This window comes from Psychrobacillus sp. FSL K6-1415 (assembly GCF_038003185.1).
Taxonomy (GTDB): Bacteria; Bacillota; Bacilli; order Bacillales_A; family Planococcaceae; genus Psychrobacillus; species Psychrobacillus psychrodurans.
This window is the reverse complement of record NZ_JBBOOQ010000001.1, coordinates 3768265-3789250: the sequence shown is the minus strand read 5'-3', so window position 1 is coordinate 3789250 and position 20986 is coordinate 3768265. Positions and strand designations below refer to the sequence as shown.

20 protein-coding genes are annotated in these 20986 nt (G+C 36.8%); 16 read left to right on the top strand and 4 right to left on the bottom strand.

Features of this window, described 5'->3' with window-relative positions:
* Window positions 1-12: 12 nt before the first annotated feature.
* Window positions 13-1284 (top strand): GTPase HflX, encoded by a 1272-nt coding sequence (hflX, locus tag MKY60_RS18580; protein ID WP_241597994.1) that lies wholly within the window; start codon window positions 13-15, stop codon window positions 1282-1284.
* Between the two features lie 207 nt (window positions 1285-1491).
* Here the strand turns inward: hflX and MKY60_RS18575 are convergent, their stop codons facing one another.
* Window positions 1492-3210 (bottom strand): ABC transporter ATP-binding protein, encoded by a 1719-nt coding sequence (locus tag MKY60_RS18575; RefSeq protein ID WP_093495643.1) that lies wholly within the window; start codon window positions 3208-3210, stop codon window positions 1492-1494.
* Between the two features lie 322 nt (window positions 3211-3532).
* Here MKY60_RS18575 and MKY60_RS18570 point away from each other — a divergent pair, with 322 nt between their 5' ends.
* The 11 genes from MKY60_RS18570 to zupT all read left to right on the top strand — a co-directional run bounded on the left by MKY60_RS18570 (window position 3533) and on the right by zupT (window position 13825).
* On the top strand, window positions 3533-5020 hold the full coding sequence (locus tag MKY60_RS18570; protein ID WP_241597992.1) for a peptide MFS transporter: 1488 nt from the start codon (window positions 3533-3535) through the stop codon (window positions 5018-5020).
* Between the two features lie 296 nt (window positions 5021-5316).
* Window positions 5317-6162: a DUF6612 family protein gene (locus MKY60_RS18565; RefSeq protein ID WP_241597991.1), complete on the top strand. Its 846-nt coding sequence runs from the start codon at window positions 5317-5319 to the stop codon at window positions 6160-6162.
* Window positions 6163-6432: 270 nt separating this feature from the next.
* The gene (locus MKY60_RS18560) at window positions 6433-7383 is read left to right on the top strand and encodes an ABC transporter permease (RefSeq protein ID WP_093495640.1); all 951 of its coding nucleotides are present in this window, start codon (window positions 6433-6435) and stop codon (window positions 7381-7383) included.
* The gene (locus tag MKY60_RS18555; RefSeq protein WP_093495639.1) at window positions 7376-8326 is read left to right on the top strand and encodes an iron chelate uptake ABC transporter family permease subunit; all 951 of its coding nucleotides are present in this window, start codon (window positions 7376-7378) and stop codon (window positions 8324-8326) included. The genes MKY60_RS18560 and MKY60_RS18555 overlap by 8 nt, the downstream gene beginning before the upstream one ends.
* Window positions 8323-9084 carry an iron ABC transporter ATP-binding protein gene (locus MKY60_RS18550; protein ID WP_090566279.1) on the top strand — a complete coding sequence of 254 codons (762 nt, stop codon included), beginning with the start codon at window positions 8323-8325 and terminating at the stop codon, window positions 9082-9084. Before MKY60_RS18555 ends, MKY60_RS18550 begins: the two co-directional genes overlap by 4 nt.
* 19 nt (window positions 9085-9103) lie before the next feature.
* Complete coding sequence (locus MKY60_RS18545; RefSeq protein WP_241597989.1) at window positions 9104-10102, top strand: siderophore ABC transporter substrate-binding protein; 999 nt, start codon at window positions 9104-9106, stop codon at window positions 10100-10102.
* A 427-nt stretch (window positions 10103-10529) separates the two neighbouring features.
* Window positions 10530-11141 carry a phosphatase PAP2 family protein gene (locus MKY60_RS18540; protein WP_241597987.1) on the top strand — a complete coding sequence of 204 codons (612 nt, stop codon included), beginning with the start codon at window positions 10530-10532 and terminating at the stop codon, window positions 11139-11141.
* A gap of 45 nt (window positions 11142-11186) precedes the next feature.
* Complete coding sequence (locus tag MKY60_RS18535; protein WP_340930894.1) at window positions 11187-11837, top strand: uracil-DNA glycosylase; 651 nt, start codon at window positions 11187-11189, stop codon at window positions 11835-11837.
* Between the two features lie 115 nt (window positions 11838-11952).
* Window positions 11953-12309 (top strand): hypothetical protein, encoded by a 357-nt coding sequence (locus MKY60_RS18530; protein ID WP_340880598.1) that lies wholly within the window; start codon window positions 11953-11955, stop codon window positions 12307-12309.
* Window positions 12310-12351: 42 nt separating this feature from the next.
* Window positions 12352-12684: an antibiotic biosynthesis monooxygenase family protein gene (locus tag MKY60_RS18525; protein WP_090566294.1), complete on the top strand. Its 333-nt coding sequence runs from the start codon at window positions 12352-12354 to the stop codon at window positions 12682-12684.
* A 331-nt stretch (window positions 12685-13015) separates the two neighbouring features.
* Window positions 13016-13825, top strand: a complete 810-nt coding sequence (gene zupT, locus MKY60_RS18520; protein ID WP_090566297.1) for a zinc transporter ZupT — start codon at window positions 13016-13018, stop codon at window positions 13823-13825.
* A gap of 87 nt (window positions 13826-13912) precedes the next feature.
* On the opposite strand, the gene thrB is transcribed toward zupT, so the two are convergent.
* On the bottom strand, window positions 13913-14824 hold the full coding sequence (gene thrB, locus MKY60_RS18515; RefSeq protein ID WP_340930893.1) for a homoserine kinase: 912 nt from the start codon (window positions 14822-14824) through the stop codon (window positions 13913-13915).
* Entirely contained in the window at window positions 14824-15882 is a 1059-nt protein-coding gene (gene thrC, locus MKY60_RS18510; RefSeq protein WP_340931119.1) for a threonine synthase, read from the bottom strand. Before thrC ends, thrB begins: the two co-directional genes overlap by 1 nt.
* Before the next feature lie 182 nt (window positions 15883-16064).
* Here thrC and MKY60_RS18505 point away from each other — a divergent pair, with 182 nt between their 5' ends.
* The 4 genes from MKY60_RS18505 (at window position 16065) to MKY60_RS18490 (ending at window position 19771) form a co-directional block, all read left to right on the top strand.
* Window positions 16065-17267: an MFS transporter gene (locus tag MKY60_RS18505; RefSeq protein ID WP_241597972.1), complete on the top strand. Its 1203-nt coding sequence runs from the start codon at window positions 16065-16067 to the stop codon at window positions 17265-17267.
* 92 nt (window positions 17268-17359) lie between these two features.
* Window positions 17360-17887, top strand: a complete 528-nt coding sequence (locus MKY60_RS18500) for a DNA topology modulation protein (protein ID WP_340930892.1) — start codon at window positions 17360-17362, stop codon at window positions 17885-17887.
* Between the two features lie 26 nt (window positions 17888-17913).
* Window positions 17914-19185 carry an acetyl-CoA hydrolase/transferase family protein gene (locus MKY60_RS18495; protein ID WP_241597968.1) on the top strand — a complete coding sequence of 424 codons (1272 nt, stop codon included), beginning with the start codon at window positions 17914-17916 and terminating at the stop codon, window positions 19183-19185.
* Between the two features lies 1 nt (window position 19186).
* A complete protein-coding gene (locus MKY60_RS18490; protein ID WP_241597966.1) occupies window positions 19187-19771 on the top strand; it encodes a DNA-3-methyladenine glycosylase in 585 nt (194 codons plus the stop codon).
* A 51-nt stretch (window positions 19772-19822) separates the two neighbouring features.
* Here the strand turns inward: MKY60_RS18490 and dnaN are convergent, their stop codons facing one another.
* Window positions 19823-20953, bottom strand: a complete 1131-nt coding sequence (gene dnaN, locus MKY60_RS18485; RefSeq protein WP_340930891.1) for a DNA polymerase III subunit beta — start codon at window positions 20951-20953, stop codon at window positions 19823-19825.
* Window positions 20954-20986: the final 33 nt, after the last annotated feature.

Below are 20986 nucleotides of genomic sequence, written 5' to 3'. Positions count from 1 at the left end.
AGGAGAAATTATATGGATGAATTAATAGAAAAAGCAATACTCGTTGCAGTAAAACTACAAAAAGATGAACATTTTGAGTATGGCTTGGAAGAACTACACAATTTATCAGAGGCATTAGATGTGGAAGTAGTTGGAGAAGTAACGCAAAATCTTGAACGCGTTACCTCTTCCCATTACGTTGGTACAGGTAAGGTAGAGGAAATTAGAAACCTTTATGAAGAAACTGGGGCCAATCTGGTAATTTTCAATGATGAGCTCTCACCATCTCAAATTAGAAACTTAGAACGTGATCTTGACTGTAAAGTTATCGACCGTACGATGCTAATTCTCGATATCTTTGCTCGTCGTGCAAAATCGAACGAAGCACAGATGCAAGTAGATTTGGCACAGCTTCAATACATGCTTCCACGTCTTGTGGGTCTTCGAGCGTCTCTAGGTCGACAAGGAGGAGGAACTGGAGGCGGATTCAAAAACCGTGGGGCTGGGGAAACGAAACTAGAGCTGGATAGACGTAAAATCGAGGATCAGATTGCTAAGCTTAAAAGAGATCTTGAACATGCAAAAGATCAACGAGAAACACAACGGAAGCAACGTAAGAAAAATGCAATTCCGGTGGTGTCCTTAGTAGGTTATACGAATGCTGGTAAGTCGACAATTATGAACCAATTACTCAACAAAGTTGGGCAAATGGAATCTAAGCAAGTATTTGAAAAGGATATGCTTTTCGCGACTCTAGAAACTTCCGTAAGACAAATTAAACTTCCAGACCAAAAGGAATTTTTACTTACTGACACGGTAGGGTTCGTTAGTAAGCTTCCACATCACCTAGTGAAAGCTTTCCGCTCAACATTAGAAGAAGCTCGTGATGCAGATTTACTTTTACATGTTGTGGACGTCTCAAATGACGAGCACCGTTTTATGATGGATGTTACTAATGAGACATTACATGCTGTTGGTGTGGAGGACGTCCCAACTGTATATGTATACAACAAATCTGATTTAGCAGATATGAAATACCCACATGTGGCCGGAGATAGTATTTGGATTTCTGCGAAAGATGGAGCAGGATTAGATGAACTATTGGAGATTATTAGAAAGCATATTTTTTCTAATTATGTACGTTGCTCATTGTTGGTCCCGTTTGAACGTGGAGATATTGTATCTTACTTAAATGAAAATGCATCGGTTTCCTCTACCTCATATGAAGAACAGGGAACTGTTGTTCAAGTAGAGTTGAAAAAGTCAGATTATGATCGCCTACAAGAATTTCTATTTGTCCAATAGATAGAATCACTAGAATGTTGCGGAGAATCGCCAGAATGTAACGAAAAATCGCTAGAATGACGCAGGAAATCGCTAGAATGTAACAAAGAATCACTAGAATGTAACAAAGAATCGCTAGAATGAAGAAAAGATTTAATAGGTTATAAATAAAAAAGTTGTCTCGCCAGTAGTTTTCTACCGGGAGACAACTTTTTGGTTTAATTAGTATTAAACCTCTTGAAACTGTATATTATGCAGTCTAGCAAATATTCCATTCTGTGCCACTAAATCACTATAAGATCCATCTTCCGCAATCCCATCCTCAGTTACTACAAGTACGCGGTCCGCATCACGAATAGTTGCCAGTCTGTGCGCAATAATAAGGGTAGTCCTATTTTCAGCAAGCTCCATTAAAGCCTTCTGGATAAATCTTTCTGTTTCAGTATCAAGAGCTGATGTAGCCTCATCCAAAATTAGAATTGGTGGATTTTTCAAGAACATACGAGCTATCGCTAGACGCTGTTTCTGTCCACCAGATAATTTAAGTCCTCTTTCACCGATTTGTGTATCATAGCCTTCGGGAAGGGAGGCGATCATGTCCTCTAAATGTGCTTTTTTGGCAGCATCTCGAATTTCTTCTTCACTAGCATCTTGTTTACCATAGGCAATATTTTCACGAATAGAGCCTGTGAACAAAAATACATCCTGTTGAACAATCCCGATCTGTGAACGTAAAGACTTCGTTGTAATATCTTGAATGTTCAATCCGTCAACGGAAATGGTACCCTCTTGAACATCATAAAATCTTGGTATGAGCGAACAAATAGTAGTTTTTCCAGCTCCAGATGGACCTACAAAAGCGATAGTTTCTCCTGCTTTAATAGACAAGCTAATATCGTTTAATACGGGTTTATGTTCATCGTAACGGAAACCAACCTTCTCAAAGGTTATATCTCCTTTTAAATGCTGAACTGTAAGTGCATTAGGCGAGTCCTGAATTTCAGGATCCTGCTCAACAAGCTCTAAAAAGCGTTTGAACCCAGCCATTCCTTTAGGATATAGTTCAAGTAGTGCAGTAATTTTATCAACTGGTTTGATTAACACGTTGACATACAGAACAAAACTTACAAGCTCTCCATTACTAAGAGTTCCTTTGTACGTAAACCAAGCTCCTACAACAAGTACGACCAGTGTTACTAGCCTAGTTAACATATAAATACTAGAATGTGTGCCGGCCATTACTTTATAGGCAACAAGTTTTGCTAAACGGAACTGACCATTATCTTCTTTGAAACGAGCAATTTCGAAAGATTCATTGGTAAATGATTGAACGACGCGAACGCCAGATACACTGTCCTCTACTCGAGCATTTACATCGGCAATTTTACCGTACATGTTTTTCCAAGCTTTATTCATCATAATGTTGCCATACGTTGCTACGATGGATAAGAATGGAACCATGACAATTGCGATAATTGCAAGTTCGGGATTGATATTGTACATAATTGTAAATGCCCCAATTACTGTCATAAATGCGATGAACAAATCCTCAGGACCGTGATGGGCAAGTTCACCAATATCAAATAGATCATTTGTGATTCGACTCATAATATGGCCTGTCTTAGTATTATCGAAGAATCGGAATGATTGGCGTTGCACATGAGTGAATAATTGCTGTCTCATATCGGTTTCGATATTTATCCCAAGCTTATGACCAAAATAACTTACAACATACTGTAGAAAAGTGCTGATTATATAGACTACTAACAGCAGGATACTTATTTGTGTAATCATGCTCCAATCCTTAGTAGGTAACAAATCATCGATAAACCGTTGAACTGCTACTGGAAATGCGAGCTCTAAAATTGCGACAAAAACAGCACTACTAAAATCAATGATAAACAGTCGCTTATGCGGTTTGTAATATGAAAAAAACTTCTTGAGCATTTAAATCGCTCCTTCCTTCTGTCATAACGACTATTATAACTAACAATTTCAAAAGTCGAAATAATTAAATTCGATAGAATAAATAAAAATTCCAATTTTCGTCAATTTAGTTGGAGAAAATCATTTGAGAATGTTGAAATTACGCTTTTTCTAATAGTAATCTTCCTAATTGAAATATAAAAGGTTTTTTGACAATTAAAAAAGGGAAGTTTATAATAATTGTCTTGTTAGTTTAAGGTATTAGGTAACTTTTCATATGCTCTAACTATATTAAGTGGAGTTTATTCCTAATATTTTCAAAATTAGAAAAGAGGTAAAAAGAATGGCATCAAGAGAAGAGATTGTAAAATCTGTCCCTCAAAAAGGTTTTTTTGGTCATCCGAAAGGATTACTATCATTGTTTTTCACAGAGTTTTGGGAGCGTTTTTCTTACTATGGAATGCGCGCAATCCTAATCTACTATATGTATTACGAAGTAACACAGGGTGGACTAGGACTAGAACGTTCTACTGCTAACTCAATTATGGCTGTGTATGGTTCACTAGTATACATGTCTGGGATTATTGGAGGATGGATTGCTGACCGCCTATTCGGTACAACGAAAACCGTTTTCTACGGTGGTGTCCTAATAATGATTGGTCATATCGTCTTGGCATTCCCTGGAGGATTGACTACTTTATTTGTGTCGATGGCATTAATCATCATCGGGACAGGCTTGCTAAAACCAAACATTTCAAGCATTATCGGAGATCTTTATTCGAAAGAAGATACTCGCCGCGACTCAGGATTTAGTATTTTCTACATGGGGATTAACATGGGGGCATTTATCGCACCTTTAATCGTCGGGACAATTGGTCTTGAATATAACTTCCATTTAGGATTCGGAATTGCTGCAGTTGGTATGGCGTTAGGGTTAATTGTATTTTTAATCACGAAAAAGAAATATTTAGGATTAGCGGGTACATATGTGCCAAATCCAATGTCTAAAGAAGAACGTAAAAAGGTATTAACGAGAATTGGTATTGCTTTAGTTATTATTCTGGTGGCCGGATTTATATTGATACAACAAGGTATATTAACGATTGATGGTTTCATCATGACTGTCTCTATTCTAGGTATCGTTATCCCTACTCTGTACTTTATAGTTATGTATAGAAGTAGCAAAACAACAGAAGATGAAAAGTCTAGATTACTAGCTTATATTCCGCTTTTTGTTGCGGCTATGATGTTCTGGGCAATTCAAGAGCAAGGTTCGAATATTTTAGCACAGTATGCTGATGAACGCGTAGATTTAATGATGGGATCTTTTGAGATTTCACCTGCTTGGTTCCAATCTTTAAATCCATTATTTATCATTGCATTTGCACCAGTGTTTGCTTGGATGTGGGTGAAGCTAGGAGATAGACAACCGTCAACTCCGAAAAAATTCGCTTTTGGTTTGTTTTTTGCAGGGATGTCCTTTATCGTAATGATTATTCCAGCTTACTTCAATGGAACAGACTCATTAGTTAGCCCTTTTTGGCTTGTACTGAGCTTCTTCCTTGTAGTATTAGGTGAATTATTATTATCACCGGTAGGATTATCTGCAACTACAAAACTTGCACCTGGAGCATTCGCAGCTCAAACGATGAGCTTATGGTTTATGACGAATGCATCAGCTCAAGCTATCAATGCTCAAGTAGTTAAATTTTACACGCCGGAAAACGAAATTATTTACTTCGGTGTTATTGGAGCAGTAGCTTTAGTTATTGGTTTATTACTCTACTTCATGACTCCATTGATCCAAAAATATATGCGTGGCGTTAAGTGATTTCAAAAGAGCAAAAACATGGACGTTTTGTTAAGGTCAATACCTTTTTCTAGCGTGTTTGAAGGGCTATAGTCGAACGTTTTGTTCTATTGTTAACGAGTGAATTTTAGTGATATTGGTGTGGTGTCATTCACAACCAATATCACTTTTTTTTCGGCAATCTATTAATTGAAGTGAAAACTGACGATTCTAGCTTAGATGGAAATCGCAGTATTATTCACTCTTTCAAAATAATGAAACTTTTTAAGTAATCATCCCGTAAAGTAAGTATCTTACTGAGAAGGGATGATATTTTTATGAAAAAATGGACAATGTTATTATCAGTAGCAACATTATCGTTAGGTCTAGCTGCTTGTAACGAAACTGCAACTCCGGTACAAGAAAAAGAGGTAACAGAAACTAGTAAACTCACTTTACAAGAAGTATATGACAAATCAATGGAAGCCTCAGAAGAGCTGAAGAGCGTAAAAGGCACGATAGATATGAAACAGACAATGAGTATTCCAAGTGAAGAAATGACTTTGGATATTAAATCTGTGATGGATATGGAATATATAATAGAGCCGATGCAAATGCACCAAAAAGGTACAACCACTATGATGGGTGTTAGTGAAGGCGGTGAATCTCAAGTGACTGAGATGGAGACTTATATTACAGAAGATGGAATGTATGTGTTTGAAGGAACTACTGCACAATGGATGAAGTTTCCTCAGGAGATGGTAGACCAAATGATGGGTGCTACAAACCAAACTGATCCTGCAACTCAACTGCAGCCTTTACAAGAGTATTTAGAACAAGTGGAATTTGAGCAAGACGATGAAAACTATATTTTAACACTTGAGGGTAGTGGTGAAGAGTTTACGAGTCTTGTAAAAGATCAGGTAGATGAAGCACTTCAAAGTCTCACTACAGAAGAAAATGTTAACTTAGACTTTACTATTCATTCGGTTGACTACCTAGTTCATATTGATAAAGAATCATTCCAAACGAACAAATTAGATATGGTGATAGATATGGATATGACTATGAACGGAGAGATGATCAATTTGAACATGAATGCTAAAACAGATTTCTCTAAGTTCAATGAAATAGATAAAATAGTCGTTCCACAAGAAGTTATTGATGGTGCTACAGCGATTTAATCAAATTATAGTTGTTAAGCATTTAACAGGAGGCTGTTGTAATTGTTGCGAAAAATCAACAATTACAACAGTTTTTTTAAATTAGGGTTAAAGTATAGTAAGATAGAGTAGGACTAAAATACGCTGAAGAGGCATATAGGTGTATTATCAATTGAAAATCATTTTCATTTAACCGTTGACATAAATAGTCAAGGTGCTATAATTGGACTGTGAGTAATTGATAATGATTTTCAATATCGCCCATTCACAAAAAGAATGACGAGGATAGTTATGAAAAAAAGATATCTTATAATTGCACTAGTAGCGCTTTCTCTCTTATCTCTCTTTGTTGGTGTATCAAGTATCTCACCAATGGATTTATTAGACTTTAAGTCGGAAGAGACCGAAATTTTTCTTATAAGCAGACTACCTAGACTAATTGCCATAATACTTGCAGGAGCAGGGATGAGTATTGCAGGTCTAATTATGCAAAGTCTTAGTAGAAATAAATTTGTATCTCCAACTACTGCTGGTACGCTTGATGCGACTCGCTTAGGGATTTTAATCTCGATGCTTGTATTTACAAATGCAACATATATGCAAAAAATTTCCTTTGCATTTATATTTGCTTTAGCAGGAACACTGCTATTCATGCAAATTTTAAATCGGATTAAATTTAAAGATGCAATATTTGTTCCGCTAGTAGGGTTAATGTTCGGAAATATTTTATCTTCTATTGCGACGTTTTTTGCTTACAAATCAGATATTATTCAAAATATGTCTGTCTGGTTACAAGGAGACTTCTCTTTAATATTAAAGGGCAGATACGAATTACTTTACATAAGTGTTCCAGTACTGATTCTTGCTTATATTTTTGCGAACCGCTTTACAGTAGCAGGAATGGGTGAGGATTTTGCAAAAAACCTCGGTCTTTCTTACAACAAAGTGTTGAATCTAGGTTTAGTACTAGTCGCTTTAATATCAGTTACCGTTGTTTTAACGGTCGGAATGATTCCATTTTTAGGATTAATCATCCCAAATATTGTCTCGATTTTTAAAGGGGATCATTTGGAAAAGACATTACCACACACAGCATTACTAGGAGTTATTTTCTTATTGATATGCGATATTATAGGACGGGTAATTATATTCCCTTATGAAATTCCGATTAGCATGACGGTTGGTGTAATCGGAAGTGCAATCTTCCTGTTCATGTTGTTTAGGGGGAAAGCATATGCGTAACAGTACGAAAATGATGATATTAATAGGCATAGTTTTAATTTCAACAGCACTTTATCTATTCCATGGATTGAATGGAAGCTATGATTATGCATTACCACGTCGAGCGATTAAAGTATTGGCAATGGCGCTAACAGGAGTAGCGATTGCATATTCAACTGTTATTTTTCAGACGATTACACATAATAAAATCTTAACGCCGAGTGTTATGGGCCTTGATTCCTTATATATGTTAATCCAAACAATTATTTATTACTTCTTTGGTTCCATGTCCATTTTAGTTATAAATAAAAACTATAATTTTGCTATATCAGTTATTGCAATGATTGTATTTGCATTACTACTATATAAGTTTCTATTCAAGGCAGGAAAACGTCCAGTTTACTTCCTGTTACTTGTAGGTATTATTCTAGGGACGTTCATGGGAAGTATTACAACATTCCTTCAAGTACTCATTGATCCAAACGAATTTACAAGCTTACAGAATAAGATGTTCGCAAGCTTTAATAATGTGAATGGTGATTTAGTCTGGCTAGCATTAGTTATTATCTTACTAACAGTAGTTTATGGCTGGCGAAACATACGTGAACTAGACGTATTATCACTTGGCCGAGATAACGCCATTAACCTTGGTGTGGATTATGACAAAATTGTTAAAACAATGCTAGTATTGTCATCGATATTAATAGCAACTTCAACGGCACTTGTTGGACCTATTACATTTTTCGGACTAATCGTAGCGAACCTATCGTACCAATTCTTTAACACGTACAAGCATACAACGTTAATCATTGGAGCAAGTTTAATGAGTTTAGTAGCTTTAATTGGTGGTCAGTGGGTTGTTGAACGTATATTTACTTTCGATACAACGCTGAGCGTTATTATTAACTTCATTGGAGGAATCTACTTCATCTATTTACTATTAAAGGAGAGTCGAACTTCATGATTCAAGTCAAAGAGGTTTCTAAGTATTTTGCTAAAAAGCCAGTTGTGGATAATGTTAGTGTAAATATTCAGTCGGGTAAAATAACATCGTTTATCGGACCAAACGGTGCTGGAAAATCTACACTATTATCAATGGTTAGTCGTTTATTGGACGCAGACACGGGAGAAGTTCTTTTAGATAAATCAGACGTGAAAAGATGGAAATCCAATGACTTTTCAAAACGCGTTTCCATTTTAAAGCAATCAAATTTTATGAATGTCCGTTTGACTATTCGTGAGCTAATTTCATTTGGACGCTTTCCTTACTCTAAAGGCCGTTTAAATGAGGAAGACGAGAAAATGGTCGACCAAGCAATAGAATATATGAATTTAGGTGATTTACAGGATAGTTATATGGACGAACTTTCCGGTGGTCAACGCCAGCGAGCATTTATCGCAATGGTTATTGCCCAAGATACCGAATATATCCTACTCGATGAGCCTTTAAATAACTTAGATATGAAACATTCTGTTCAAATTATGAAGATTTTACGTAAGCTTGTAGAGGATTTAGGTAAAACAGTTATTATTGTTTTACATGATATTAACTTTGCATCTGTTTATTCAGATTATATTGTAGCCTTAAAAGACGGTCGTGTTGTAAAAGACGGACCAACACATGAAATTATTAACTCTGATGCACTTAAAGAAATTTATGACATGGATATTCCTATCCAAGAAATGAATAGCTGTCGCATCTGTGTATATTTTAACTCATAGGAAAAGAGGAATTAGACAAATGAAGAATTATAAGTTTTTAGCTGTAATGTTTGCTTTACTAGTACTAATTTTAGCAGCATGTGGTGCAGAGGATGAAACAAAAAAAGACTCATCAACAACAGATGAAAAAGCAACGGAAGAAACAAACGGGGCTGAAGAAGCATCTGTATACCCATTAACAATTGCTCAACCTGAAGGATATGCTGAAGTAACGTTAGAAGAAAAACCAGAAAAAGTTGTAGTATTTGACTTTGGTTTCCTTGATACATTAGATGCACTTGGAGTGGATGTAACAGCAGTACCACAAGCTAACGTTCCCTCTTATTTGGATAAATACGCAGATGAAGCGGCATATGAAAATGCTGGTGGATTAAAAGAGCCTGATTTCGAAGCTATCGCTGCAATGGACCCAGATGTTATCTTTATCTCTGGACGTCAAGGGGATGCATATGAAGAACTAAGTAAAATTGCTAATACAGTATTCGTTGGTGTAGATACAACAGATTACATGAATTCTTTTAAAGCTAATACAGAATTAGCAGGTAAAATTTTCGAAAAAGAAGCAGAGGCAACTGCTGCATTAGAAGAAATTGATGCGAAAATTGCTGAAGTAACGGAGAAAACTACTGGTATGGAAGAAAAAGCATTAGTAGTACTTGCCAATGAAGGTGAATTAAGTGCATATGGTGCTGGATCACGTTTTGGTGTCATCCATGATGTTTATGGTTTCCCACAAGCTGATGAAGCAATCGAAGCTTCTACACATGGTCAAAGTGTAGCTTACGAATATGTATTAGAGAAAAACCCAGATATCCTATTCGTTGTAGATCGCGATGCAGTAGTGAGTACAGGCGAATCAGGTACTAAAAAAGCAGTTGAAAATGAAATTGTAAATAAAACGAATGCAGCTAAAAACGGTAAAATTATTTACCTTGATCCAGAAATCTGGTACTTAGCTGGTGGTGGTATTGAATCCGAAAAGGCTAAAGTCGATTCAGTATTAGAAGCACTTAAATAATATACTTAAGTCAATCTAGTCATCGCGGACGGAGAAAAACACTATGTTTTTCTCCGTTTTTTCTTGAAGATTTATAGTACATAGCCCAGAGGGAAGGGAATGCAAGATAGCCCATAACTATGTGTATATCGCCCATAGCCAAGCTACGTATCCTAAAAAACAGGGTGAAAGCCCATAAGTTTTCGAAAATAGCCCAGAGGGAATGCAAGATAGCGCATAACTCTGTGTATATCGCCCATAACCAAGCTACGTATCCTAAAAAACAAGGTGAAAGCCCAAAAGTTTTCAAATATAGCCCAGAGGGAATGCAAGATAGCCCATAACTATGTACATATCGCCCATAATCATGTACAGATGACAGCCTTGTATTTATTGTACATCCACAATTTTCTAGCTTATAATTTTGTTATTGGATAGGAGGGATTTTGTGAAGAAATGGTTTTATCCACTTAGTGTAGTAACATTATTAGGATTTGCTACTCTATTTTTATATTTCAATACGAAAGAAATTGCTCAGTTCGACTATCAGATGTCACAGTTTTTTGGCGATAATAAAGTGATTGGGTTATTTCATTACTTAGGGGAAACTAAATTTATTGTATTTATTACGCTTATATTAATAGTCTATTTATGGTTTCGTTCAAAAAATTATCGTGGAATGCTCTTTGTTGTATTATCTATAGGGTTTGGAAATGTACTTAATCAAATGCTTAAAAAGTGGGTTGAAAGAGAACGTCCTGATGTCCCACAACAGTTAGAGACCTTTAGTTTTCCCTCCGGTCATGCGATGGTAGGGCTTTTATGTTTGTTTACGATTGCTTACTTTTTAACTGAGCATCAGTCCAGTAAACCGAATCGGATCCTAATATGGATAGTTACCATATTTATCACTGTGATGGTCGGGCTATCTAGGGTTGCTGAGCACCGACATTTTGCTTCAGATGTATTAGCTGGATGGATGATTGGTTATTCTTGGTTTGTAATCGTGGCTTTGTGGTATGAATATAGAAACAGAGTTTTTAAAAAGCGTACACAGTAAAAACCTTTCCAGGCTGGAAAGGTTTTTTTAGGAGGAGAGAGACACATGTTCGAAATACCAGAAGAGCTTGTAAAACTAGGGATCGATCGTATAGAGGGATTTCCTGTAGAGGGATTTGTTAAAGGAAAAGGACCAAAAAAACCAAGTATACTGCTGATAGGTGAAGCTCCTGGAGAGAAAGAGGCGATAGGAGGTATACCATTTATCGGTAGAGCTGGAGACGAACTAAATAAGTCATTAGCGAGCATTGGATTGACTAGAGAAGACGTATATATGACAAGTGCAGTTCGTAGTCGTCCATATGTATGGAGGGAAAAGAAGGCTCGAAATGGTGAGTTAATACAAAGAAAGTATAATCGTCCCCCTACTCAATTAGAGGTTGTAGCACATGCACCAATATTAGATTATGAACTGGAAAATATTGTACCTCATATTATTGTGACTTTAGGAAATGTGGGTTTACAACGATTATTGGGAAAAGATGCAAAGGTTTCTGTATTGCATGGCGAGTTACTTCATCGACCAGTGCGCCATTTGAAATCTCTTAGTTCTGCTGAATTTATATGGTCGACTGAAAGCTATATGATTATTCCTACCTACCATCCTGCATCGGTATTTTATCGACCGTCCAATCGTGATTTCCTCGAGCAAGATTGGTTTAATATCGGAAATTATTTAGCGAATAGGAAATATTAACTGAAATCAGATTTATAAAAGATAAGTAAAAGTTTTAAAGAATATTGACTCTTTGTATACATTTGTATACAATTGCATTGAAGTATACAAATGTATACAAAGAGAGGTGTTAATAATGAAAAGTGAATCACATCCAAGAGGTAGACGCGTTCACCGTGACGAGCACTATCGCGGAGGACGAAGTAAAGGTAGAACAGAAGATGTAGAAGGAATAGAAAAAAGACATGGTGCTAAAACGTTTCGGCGAGGTAGAGCACTAGCTTTTTATGATATGATGAATATGAAATCTAGATCGTTAAAGAAACAATTAGAAACACCAGAATTACAATCAATTAATCCAATTATAGTGGGTGAATTGAAGGCGGTAGAAACTCTTATGGAGGAGTTTGCTCAGTTATTTGAATTATATGAAGTAGAAGAAACGACTCAAGAAGTTACAAATGAAGATAAGTCAATTGATAAACAGAGCTGAAAATAGGCATCACAAAGTTATATTTTAATTGGAGGAATGGAAATGTTAGTACAAATTCGTAAATGGACAGTGACAGAAGGAAATGCTGATAAAATTCTTGAACGTTTTAAGAAAAAACCGGATCAAGGGCCATCATTAATTGAGCAACGTGAAGGATTTATTGGGCGTGAGTTATTAGTGAAAAATGTTCGCCGAGGTGAAGAAGAAGTATTAATGATTGTTCGTTGGGCTTCAGAAGAGGCTTGGAAGGCATGGGAAAAGAGTCCAGAGCATATTGCGGGACATAAAAATAAAATTAAAGAGCACGGTGGAAAACCACCACAACCTGAATATGTAATCGCTATGGAGCATGGTAGTTACACTGTGGTGGAATAGAATAATAGCAATCACGTAATTATAAAAGAATATTATATATTAAAATCTAGCATTGGGTTAAGTGTCTTATACACTTTTTCCAGTGCTTTTTCATTTATATGAAGGAGAGATGTAGCGTCGGTCCATTTCAATCGACTTGGCAAAAATATAGGTTAAACCTAGTTAAGTTGGGGAACAAATTGAATGAGGGAGTGTTACTACCCTAACTTGTAGAAAAGGTAATTGTCGAAAAATAAAAAAATAATGTTTTCGTCGGTCAAAAAGAGTTGCGCTAAGGAAACATTTTGCGTATAATAAATGAAAATAGATTAAAAAGAAAGAAGTTGGGTCAATGGATGGAAATGTAGTCTTTGCTTTGTTACTTACATTATTTGCTGGTCTTGCAACTGGGATTGGTAGTTTGCTATCTTTATTGACATCTCGCACAAATACAAAATTTTTATCGGTTGCCCTAGGTTTTTCAGCTGGTGTCATGATTTATGTATCCTTGGTAGAAATATTTGTGAAGGCTAAGGATTCACTCGTAGCAGAACTTGGAGAGACCAATGGCTATTGGATGACGTTAGTTGGTTTTTTCGGTGGGATGTTTGTAATTGCAGTAATTGACCGATTAATACCCACACTTGGTAACCCACACGAAGTTAAAAGCGTAGAAGATATGGATGTCAAATTAAGCAACCCAGAGCATACAAAATTGATGAAAATGGGTGTCTTCACAGCTCTTGCAATAGGAATTCATAATTTCCCAGAGGGAATTGCAACCTTTGCATCTGCTTTACAAGATCCCAATTTAGGAATTGCAATTGCAATTGCGGTAGCTATTCATAATATTCCGGAAGGGATTGCCGTGGCAGTACCTATATACTATGCAACAGGAAGTCGGAAGAAGGCTTTTAAATTATCCTTTTTATCTGGCTTAGCTGAACCAGTCGGAGCGTTCGTTGCTTATTTAGTACTGATGCCATATTTAAATGGAGTAGTATTTGGAGTAGTATTTGCAGCAGTAGCAGGAATTATGGTCTTTATTTCATTGGATGAATTACTACCAGCAGCGAAAAAATATGATGAAACCCATTCATCTATTTACGGAGTAGTTGCAGGGATGCTAGTAATGGCATTAAGTCTAGTATTATTAGCTTAATAAAAGGCAGTGCGACTTCGTTTGAAGGTTGCACTGCCTTTTTAAATTAGGAACGTATAATAATTCTCTATTTTGTGGAAACTTTCTTTAGCGTGCACTCTCTACATCTTTTATCGTAACAACAATACCTGTACGATTCATAGGTACTGCGACCAGTTCAAAATTAGGGAACTGCCCTTTTAAGTTGGAGATAAAATCATCTTCTGCTCCTTTTTCTAAAAGTGAGAGAAGAGTAGGTCCAGCACCACTAATACAAGTTCCATAAGCACCCGCGTGTTTAGCAGCAACTTTAATCTCTTTACTCTGTGGGATTAAATCGAGTCGGTAAGGCTCGTGAAATAAATCCTGTTCCATATAAGTACCAGCCTGTTCAAAAGCTTGTGATAGAAATGCTGCGGTTAACAAGTTTGCAGTCGCACTTGCTTGCGCTGCTTCTTGACGTGTATAGGTATCCGGTAGTACTTGTCTCGCTTTTGCTGTTTTTAACTCAAAGTTAGGAATAAAAAGCACAAATGACGCTTCGATATGATTAGCATGAAATACATTTATCTCGCCACTTTCTGCATTAGAGGAAATGGTAAAACCCCCGTAAATGGAAGCGGCTGCGTTATCTGGATGTCCTTCCATAAGTGTTGCTACTTTTAATTTGTCTTGAGTAGTAAGATGTAATTCCATAATTTGATTGGCTAACTCAATTCCCGCTACAATGGCGGAGGCACTGCTTCCCATCCCGCGTGCTAGTGGAATATCACTCTTCACTCGTACTGTGCACGGAGGAAGTGAAAACCCATGCAACTCAGCAGTTTTTTCGGCAGCTTGGACTATTAAGTGATCCTGTGGATTTGTAACATCTGGAAGATTACCGGATAAATTAATAATTTCCCAGGCAGAACCTAGCTCGACTTCAAGCTCTAAATATTTATCTAGAGCAATGCCAATTGAATCAAATCCCGGTCCAAGATTTGCAGTACTTGCTGGTATAGATATACACCAAACCATTATGCCAGCACCTCCTCTATAAATGCGCTAAGTGCAGATGCATTACTTTCAAGTTTATGTGGTTTAGAAACTTTTACGTCGATTGCAGTTTGCGGATCTTTTAAGCCATTTCCAGTTAGTACTGCAACTACTTTACTTTCTGGTTTTATTTTTCCGTTTTTTACTGAGCGTAATAGTCCTGCGATAGATGCACATGAGCCTGGTTCCGCGAAGATACCTTCTCTGCTTGCGATTAGTTTGTAGGCTTCGATAATTTCATCATCAGTTACAGCTTCAATGACACCATTAGACTCATCCCGTGCTGTTTCTGCGCCTTTCCAGCTTGCAGGATTACCGATACGAATTGCAGTAGCAATTGTCTCAGGGAATTCGATAGGCTTTCCTTGAACAATGGCAGCAGATCCTTCTGCTTCAAAGCCGAAGATTTGAGGTAGACCTGTTTGTTTTTTCTCGTTATACTCTTTAAATCCTTTCCAGTAAGCAGTAATATTACCTGCGTTTCCTACTGGTATTGCTAGATAGTCAGGTGCAGTGCCTAACACATCACAAATTTCAAAGGATGCAGTCTTTTGTCCTTCAATACGATATGGGTTAACAGAATTCACAAGCGTAATAGGAGATGTTTCGCTAATAGCACGGACCATATCAAGTGCTACATCAAAGTTTCCTTCTATTTGAATTACTTCTGCTCCATACATATATGCTTGAGCTAACTTTCCAGCAGCTACTTTTCCTTCTGGTATAACAATAACTGCTCGCATACCTGCACGAGCGGCATAGGCAGCTGCCGCAGCTGAAGTGTTTCCAGTAGAAGCACAAATAACTGCCTTGCTTCCTTCTTCTTTTGCTTTTGCAACCGCAAAAACCATACCTCTATCTTTAAAAGATCCAGTGGGATTTGCTCCTTCTATCTTTACGTATAATTCAATACCTAGTTCTTTAGATAAATTTTCTAACTTAATAAGAGGCGTATTACCCTCAAGTAAAGTTAATTTGGGTGTTTTTTCTGTTACGGGTAAAAACGCTTTATATTCTTCGATTAATCCTTGCCAAGCCATGATGAATTCCACCTCTCTGTTCTCCTTGAGTAAACATATGTATTTGTATAAAGGACATTTTACTCTAATAAAGTGGAAAAAACAAGATAAAATTTTTATTGTAACTTTGATGTTCCAAGCGTATACTAAACAAGTAAACTAAAAACTTTACAGGTGTAAAGACAGGGGAGAAATACACGGCTATGAAAGAACAAAAAAAGATATCGAAAAATAAACTACTAGGAATAGCAGGGCTTGCATGGATGTTCGATGCAATGGATGTTGGAATTCTATCATTTGTAATTGCAGCTTTAGCGGTAGATTGGAATTTATCTCCGGAACAAATGGGGTGGATCGGAAGTGTCAACTCTATAGGGATGGCAGTAGGGGCTCTCGTATTTGGAGTTTTTGCAGATAAAGTAGGCCGAAAAAAAATATTTATGATCACTCTACTGATGTTCTCTATCGCAAGTGGGCTGTCCGCTCTAACGACAACATTAGCTGCATTCCTAATTTTAAGATTCTTTGTTGGAATGGGACTTGGAGGAGAACTTCCAGTAGCTTCAACATTAGTATCTGAAAGTGTGGAGGCAAAAGAACGTGGTAGAGTAGTTGTTTTATTAGAAAGCTTTTGGGCGGCTGGATGGATTATTTCTGCAATAATTGCTTATTTTATTATTCCTGATTACGGCTGGAGAATTGCTTTACTAATCACTGCATTGCCTGCTTTTTATACAATTTATTTACGTTTAAAATTACCTGATTCTCCTAAATATACGGAGAAAAAATCGGAATCTAGAAGTATTATGCAAAACATGAGTGAAGTTTGGACAAAGAAATATGCGAAGCGAACGTTAATGTTATGGATTGTATGGTTTACGGTCGTGTTCTCCTATTATGGAATGTTCTTATGGCTTCCAAGTGTAATGGTCATTAAAGGATTCACTCTCATTAAAAGCTTTGAATACGTATTGATCATGACCATTGCTCAATTACCAGGTTATTTCTCTGCAGCTTGGTTAATCGAGAAGGCAGGACGCAAATTTGTACTAGTTACTTATTTATTGGGTACTGCGGCAAGTGCTTTCGTCTTTGGCTCAGCAGAGACAACTACGTTACTAATAGTTTCGGGAATACTTTTATCATTCTTTAACCTTGGTGCTTGGGGAGCACTATACGCATACTCTCCAGAGCAATATCCAACTGTCATTCGTGCAACCGGTTCTGGTATGGCCGCATCTGTTGGACGTATAGGGGGAATTTTAGGACCGTTGCTGGTTGGAACTCTTGTAATGAGGGGCTATGAAATTGGCTATATCTTTACTATCTTCTGTATTGCAATAGTTATCGGTGTATTAGCAGTAATGTTCCTAGGTACAGAAACAAAACAAGTAGAATTAGAATAAATGCAAAAACCTGTTCCTATGAGAGCAGGTTTTTGTTTTGCCAGCAGAGAAAAACATAGTAAAATGAAGAAGGCCAACAAAGGGGGTAGAGGATGTTTCAGTTAAAACATAAACGTATACTCATCATCGGTTCAAGCGGTGCAGGTAAATCTACATTATCCAAACTACTGTCTGAAAAATGGGATTTGCCTTTAATCCATTTAGATGCACTTTTTTGGAATGAAGGATGGGTGCCTACACCAAAGCCGGAATTTCGTGAAAAAATACAAGCAGAACTTAAAAAAGATAAGTGGATCATAGATGGCAATTTTGACTCGACATTAGAGTTGCGAGCATCCTATGCAGATTTAATTGTCTTTTTGGATTTCTCTAGGTTATTATGCACGTATAGAGTTTTCAAAAGAGCGTGGATCTACCGCGGCAAAACACGCCCGGATATGGCACCAGGCTGTAAAGAAAAAATGGACATAGAATTTGCAAAATGGGTATGGCGTTTTCCGAAGGATGTCCGTCCACATACACTCGACATATTAAAAAAAGTAAAAAATACAGATATATGCGTTTTGCGAAATTCTAAAGAAGTTGAAGGATTTCTAATGACCGCGCCAATTGTTAACTAAAACGAACACCATAGGAGAAGAACATCATGAATAACAAACAGCTAACAGCACAACAAGTAATCGATCTAATTCCTCATAATGCAGACATTATTCTTCCGCTAACGAATGGCGAACCTCATAAATTGTTGGATGTTTTAGAGGACCAAGCACATCAACTAACTAATGTAAAAATACATCAATTGCTTGCCTTACAATCCAGACAGTATATGAATGGCACCTTTCCTGAAAAGCTACACCATGTCTCTTACTTTTTAAGTGGGGCGACGAGAAAACAGTTCCACCAAGGCTTAGTAGACTTAGTGCCAAATAATTTTCATGAAATGCCTCGTATAATAAGAAGCTCTACAAACCTGTCGATGATTATGGCTGTAGCTTCGCCAATGGACGAATTTGGTTACTTTTCCTTAGGAACACAGGCGGATATCGTAAGTGAGTTTATCGGTACAGTCCCGTTTATATTAGAAGTGAACAAACATATGCCTCGCACTTTTGGTCAAAATCAAATTCACATTAGCCAAATAGCTGGATATGTGGAAAATGATCGTCCGTTGTTTGAGGATGTTGCAGTTCCTATTGGCGAGAAGGATATAAAAATTGCTGAGTATGTGACGGAGACGATTAAAAATGGAGATACACTACAAATAGGTATTGGATCTATTCCAAACGCAGTAGTAAGTCTTTTAAAAAATCATCGTCATTTAGGTATTCATACAGAGATGTTTGTTGATGGAATTGTAGATTTAGTAAAGGCAGGTGCCATTGACGGAACACAAAAGTTTACGAATAAAGGTAAAATTATTGCTACATTTGCCCATGGATCAAAGAAAATGTATGACTTCTTAGACAACAATCCTGCCGTGGAGTTTTTACCTGTAAGTATTGTGAATGATCCTCGAGAAATTGCTAAGGAGGAGCGTATTGTTTCGATTAATGCGACGACGGAGGTCGACTTATTTGGACAATGTGCATCTGAAACGGTAGCAGGAAATTACTATTCCTCTACCGGAGGACAAGCAGACTTCGCTCGTGGAGTTCGCTTTGCTAAAGAAGGAAAAGGCTTTGTATGTATGACTTCTACAGCCAAGAACGATGAAATCTCTCGTATAAAACTAAGTCTTACTCCAGGCTCAGTTATCACGACTACCAAAAATGATGTAGACATGATTGTTACAGAGTACGGGGTAGCTAAAATGTTTGGAAAACCAATTTCGGAACGTGCCAAACAACTTATCTCCATTGCGCATCCTAAGTTTAGAGAAGAGTTAACATTTGAAGCGAAAAAAAAGGGTTTTATTTAATATGAAACCAATTGAAGTAACTTTTTTTCAACAACCAACTCTGGAACTTGCACGGCAATTATTAGGTAAATATATTGTTCATGAGCATCCGAGAGGGGTGCTCATTGGTAAGATTGTAGAAACTGAAGCATATATGGGACCAGATGACCGAGCGGCACATAGTTTTGGAAATAGGAGAACAAAGCGGACGGAGGTTATGTTTGGTGAGCCAGGTTTGATATATACATATCAAATGCATACGCATACGCTCATCAATGTTGTCTCGGCACCTACTGATATCCCTAATGCGATATTAATTCGAGCAGTAGAACCTGTGGAAGGATTAGATTTGATGAAGGAATTTCGTAACGATCTTCCGATGAAACAGTGGACGAGCGGACCAGGGAAATTAACAAAAGCTATGGGTATATCCATGGAACACTATGGTTCACATTGGACAGAAAAGCCTTTGTATATGGCGGAAGGGGAACGCGTAGCGTCTGTATCTACTGGTCCAAGAATAGGTATTCAAAACAGTGGAGAGGCCGTCCATTATCCATATAGATTCTGGGAAACAGATAATCCATTCGTATCGAAATCAAGATAACCAGAGATGGCCTGAAAAATAGGTCGCCTCTGGTTTTTATTATGAGAAATATTAGTTTGCGCGGACTTGTGAAATTAGTTGGATATAGGAAGGATTGTTGATTGGTTCGATTAAAATAGGACCCATTGAACCACTAAAACTCATTTTTATTTCTTCTTCTTTGATAGCTGTTAAAGCGTCCATTAAAAAGCTTGCATCAAGTGAAATCTTTAAATTTGTCTCGCCGGTGATTTCTTTAATAGGCTGTGTTTCTTCTATTAAACCTATCTCAGAGAAGTATGATGAAATTTTAATCTTAGTTTTATTTTCTATTTCTAGATGCACGTTGTTGTTTCTCCATTCATTTGCAAAAAGACAGGCTCTATCGACACCCTGTAAAAACTGTTTTGTGTTTAAAGTAATAATCGTTTTAGCATCTTTTGGGAACAATCTCGATGTGTTCGGATAACTACCTTCGATAAGGTTTGAAAAAAGTGTTAGATCATCAGATTTAAATACAATATACTTTCCCGAAAAATAAATAGTAATCAGATGAATTTCATTTTTAATTAACTTAGAAAGCTCACGCAAAATTTTTTCAGAGATAGTAAAGGATTCTTCAAAGTCTGATACTAATGAATATTTTCTTGAAGCTAGACGTTGTGAGTTAGTAGCGATAAATGAAATTTCGTTTGAGGATAATGTAATATTGATACCTGTCAATACTGGTCTCGACATATTTTTAGAAACAGCAAACATAGTTTGTTCTATAATTTCTAACAGTTTATTGCTCGGTATGCTAATGTGTTTTGATAAATCGATGTCTGGAAGAGTAGGGTATTCTTCTGAACTGAAGCCATTTAAATGTATTGTGATTTCTTCCGATTGTATAGTTACCAATTGTTTCTCCAACATTTTAATATGAATGTCATCGGGTAACTTTTTTACGATCTCACTTAAATGTTTTGATGATAACACAAAGCTACCTGTTTCAATAACATCTAATACTATATTGTTATTCAATGTTAATGGAATAACTCTTTCTATAGCTATTTCAGAATTACTTCCACTTAGGATTAAATGATCACTATTAACGACTATCTTAATACCTGATAACACTGGTAAAAGTGCCTTCATTGATACCACTTTACTAACATCTGAAATTGCTTTGGTAAAACAAACCTTATTTATTTTAAACTCCAATATATTCACCCCATCTATTTAACAATTCGACGT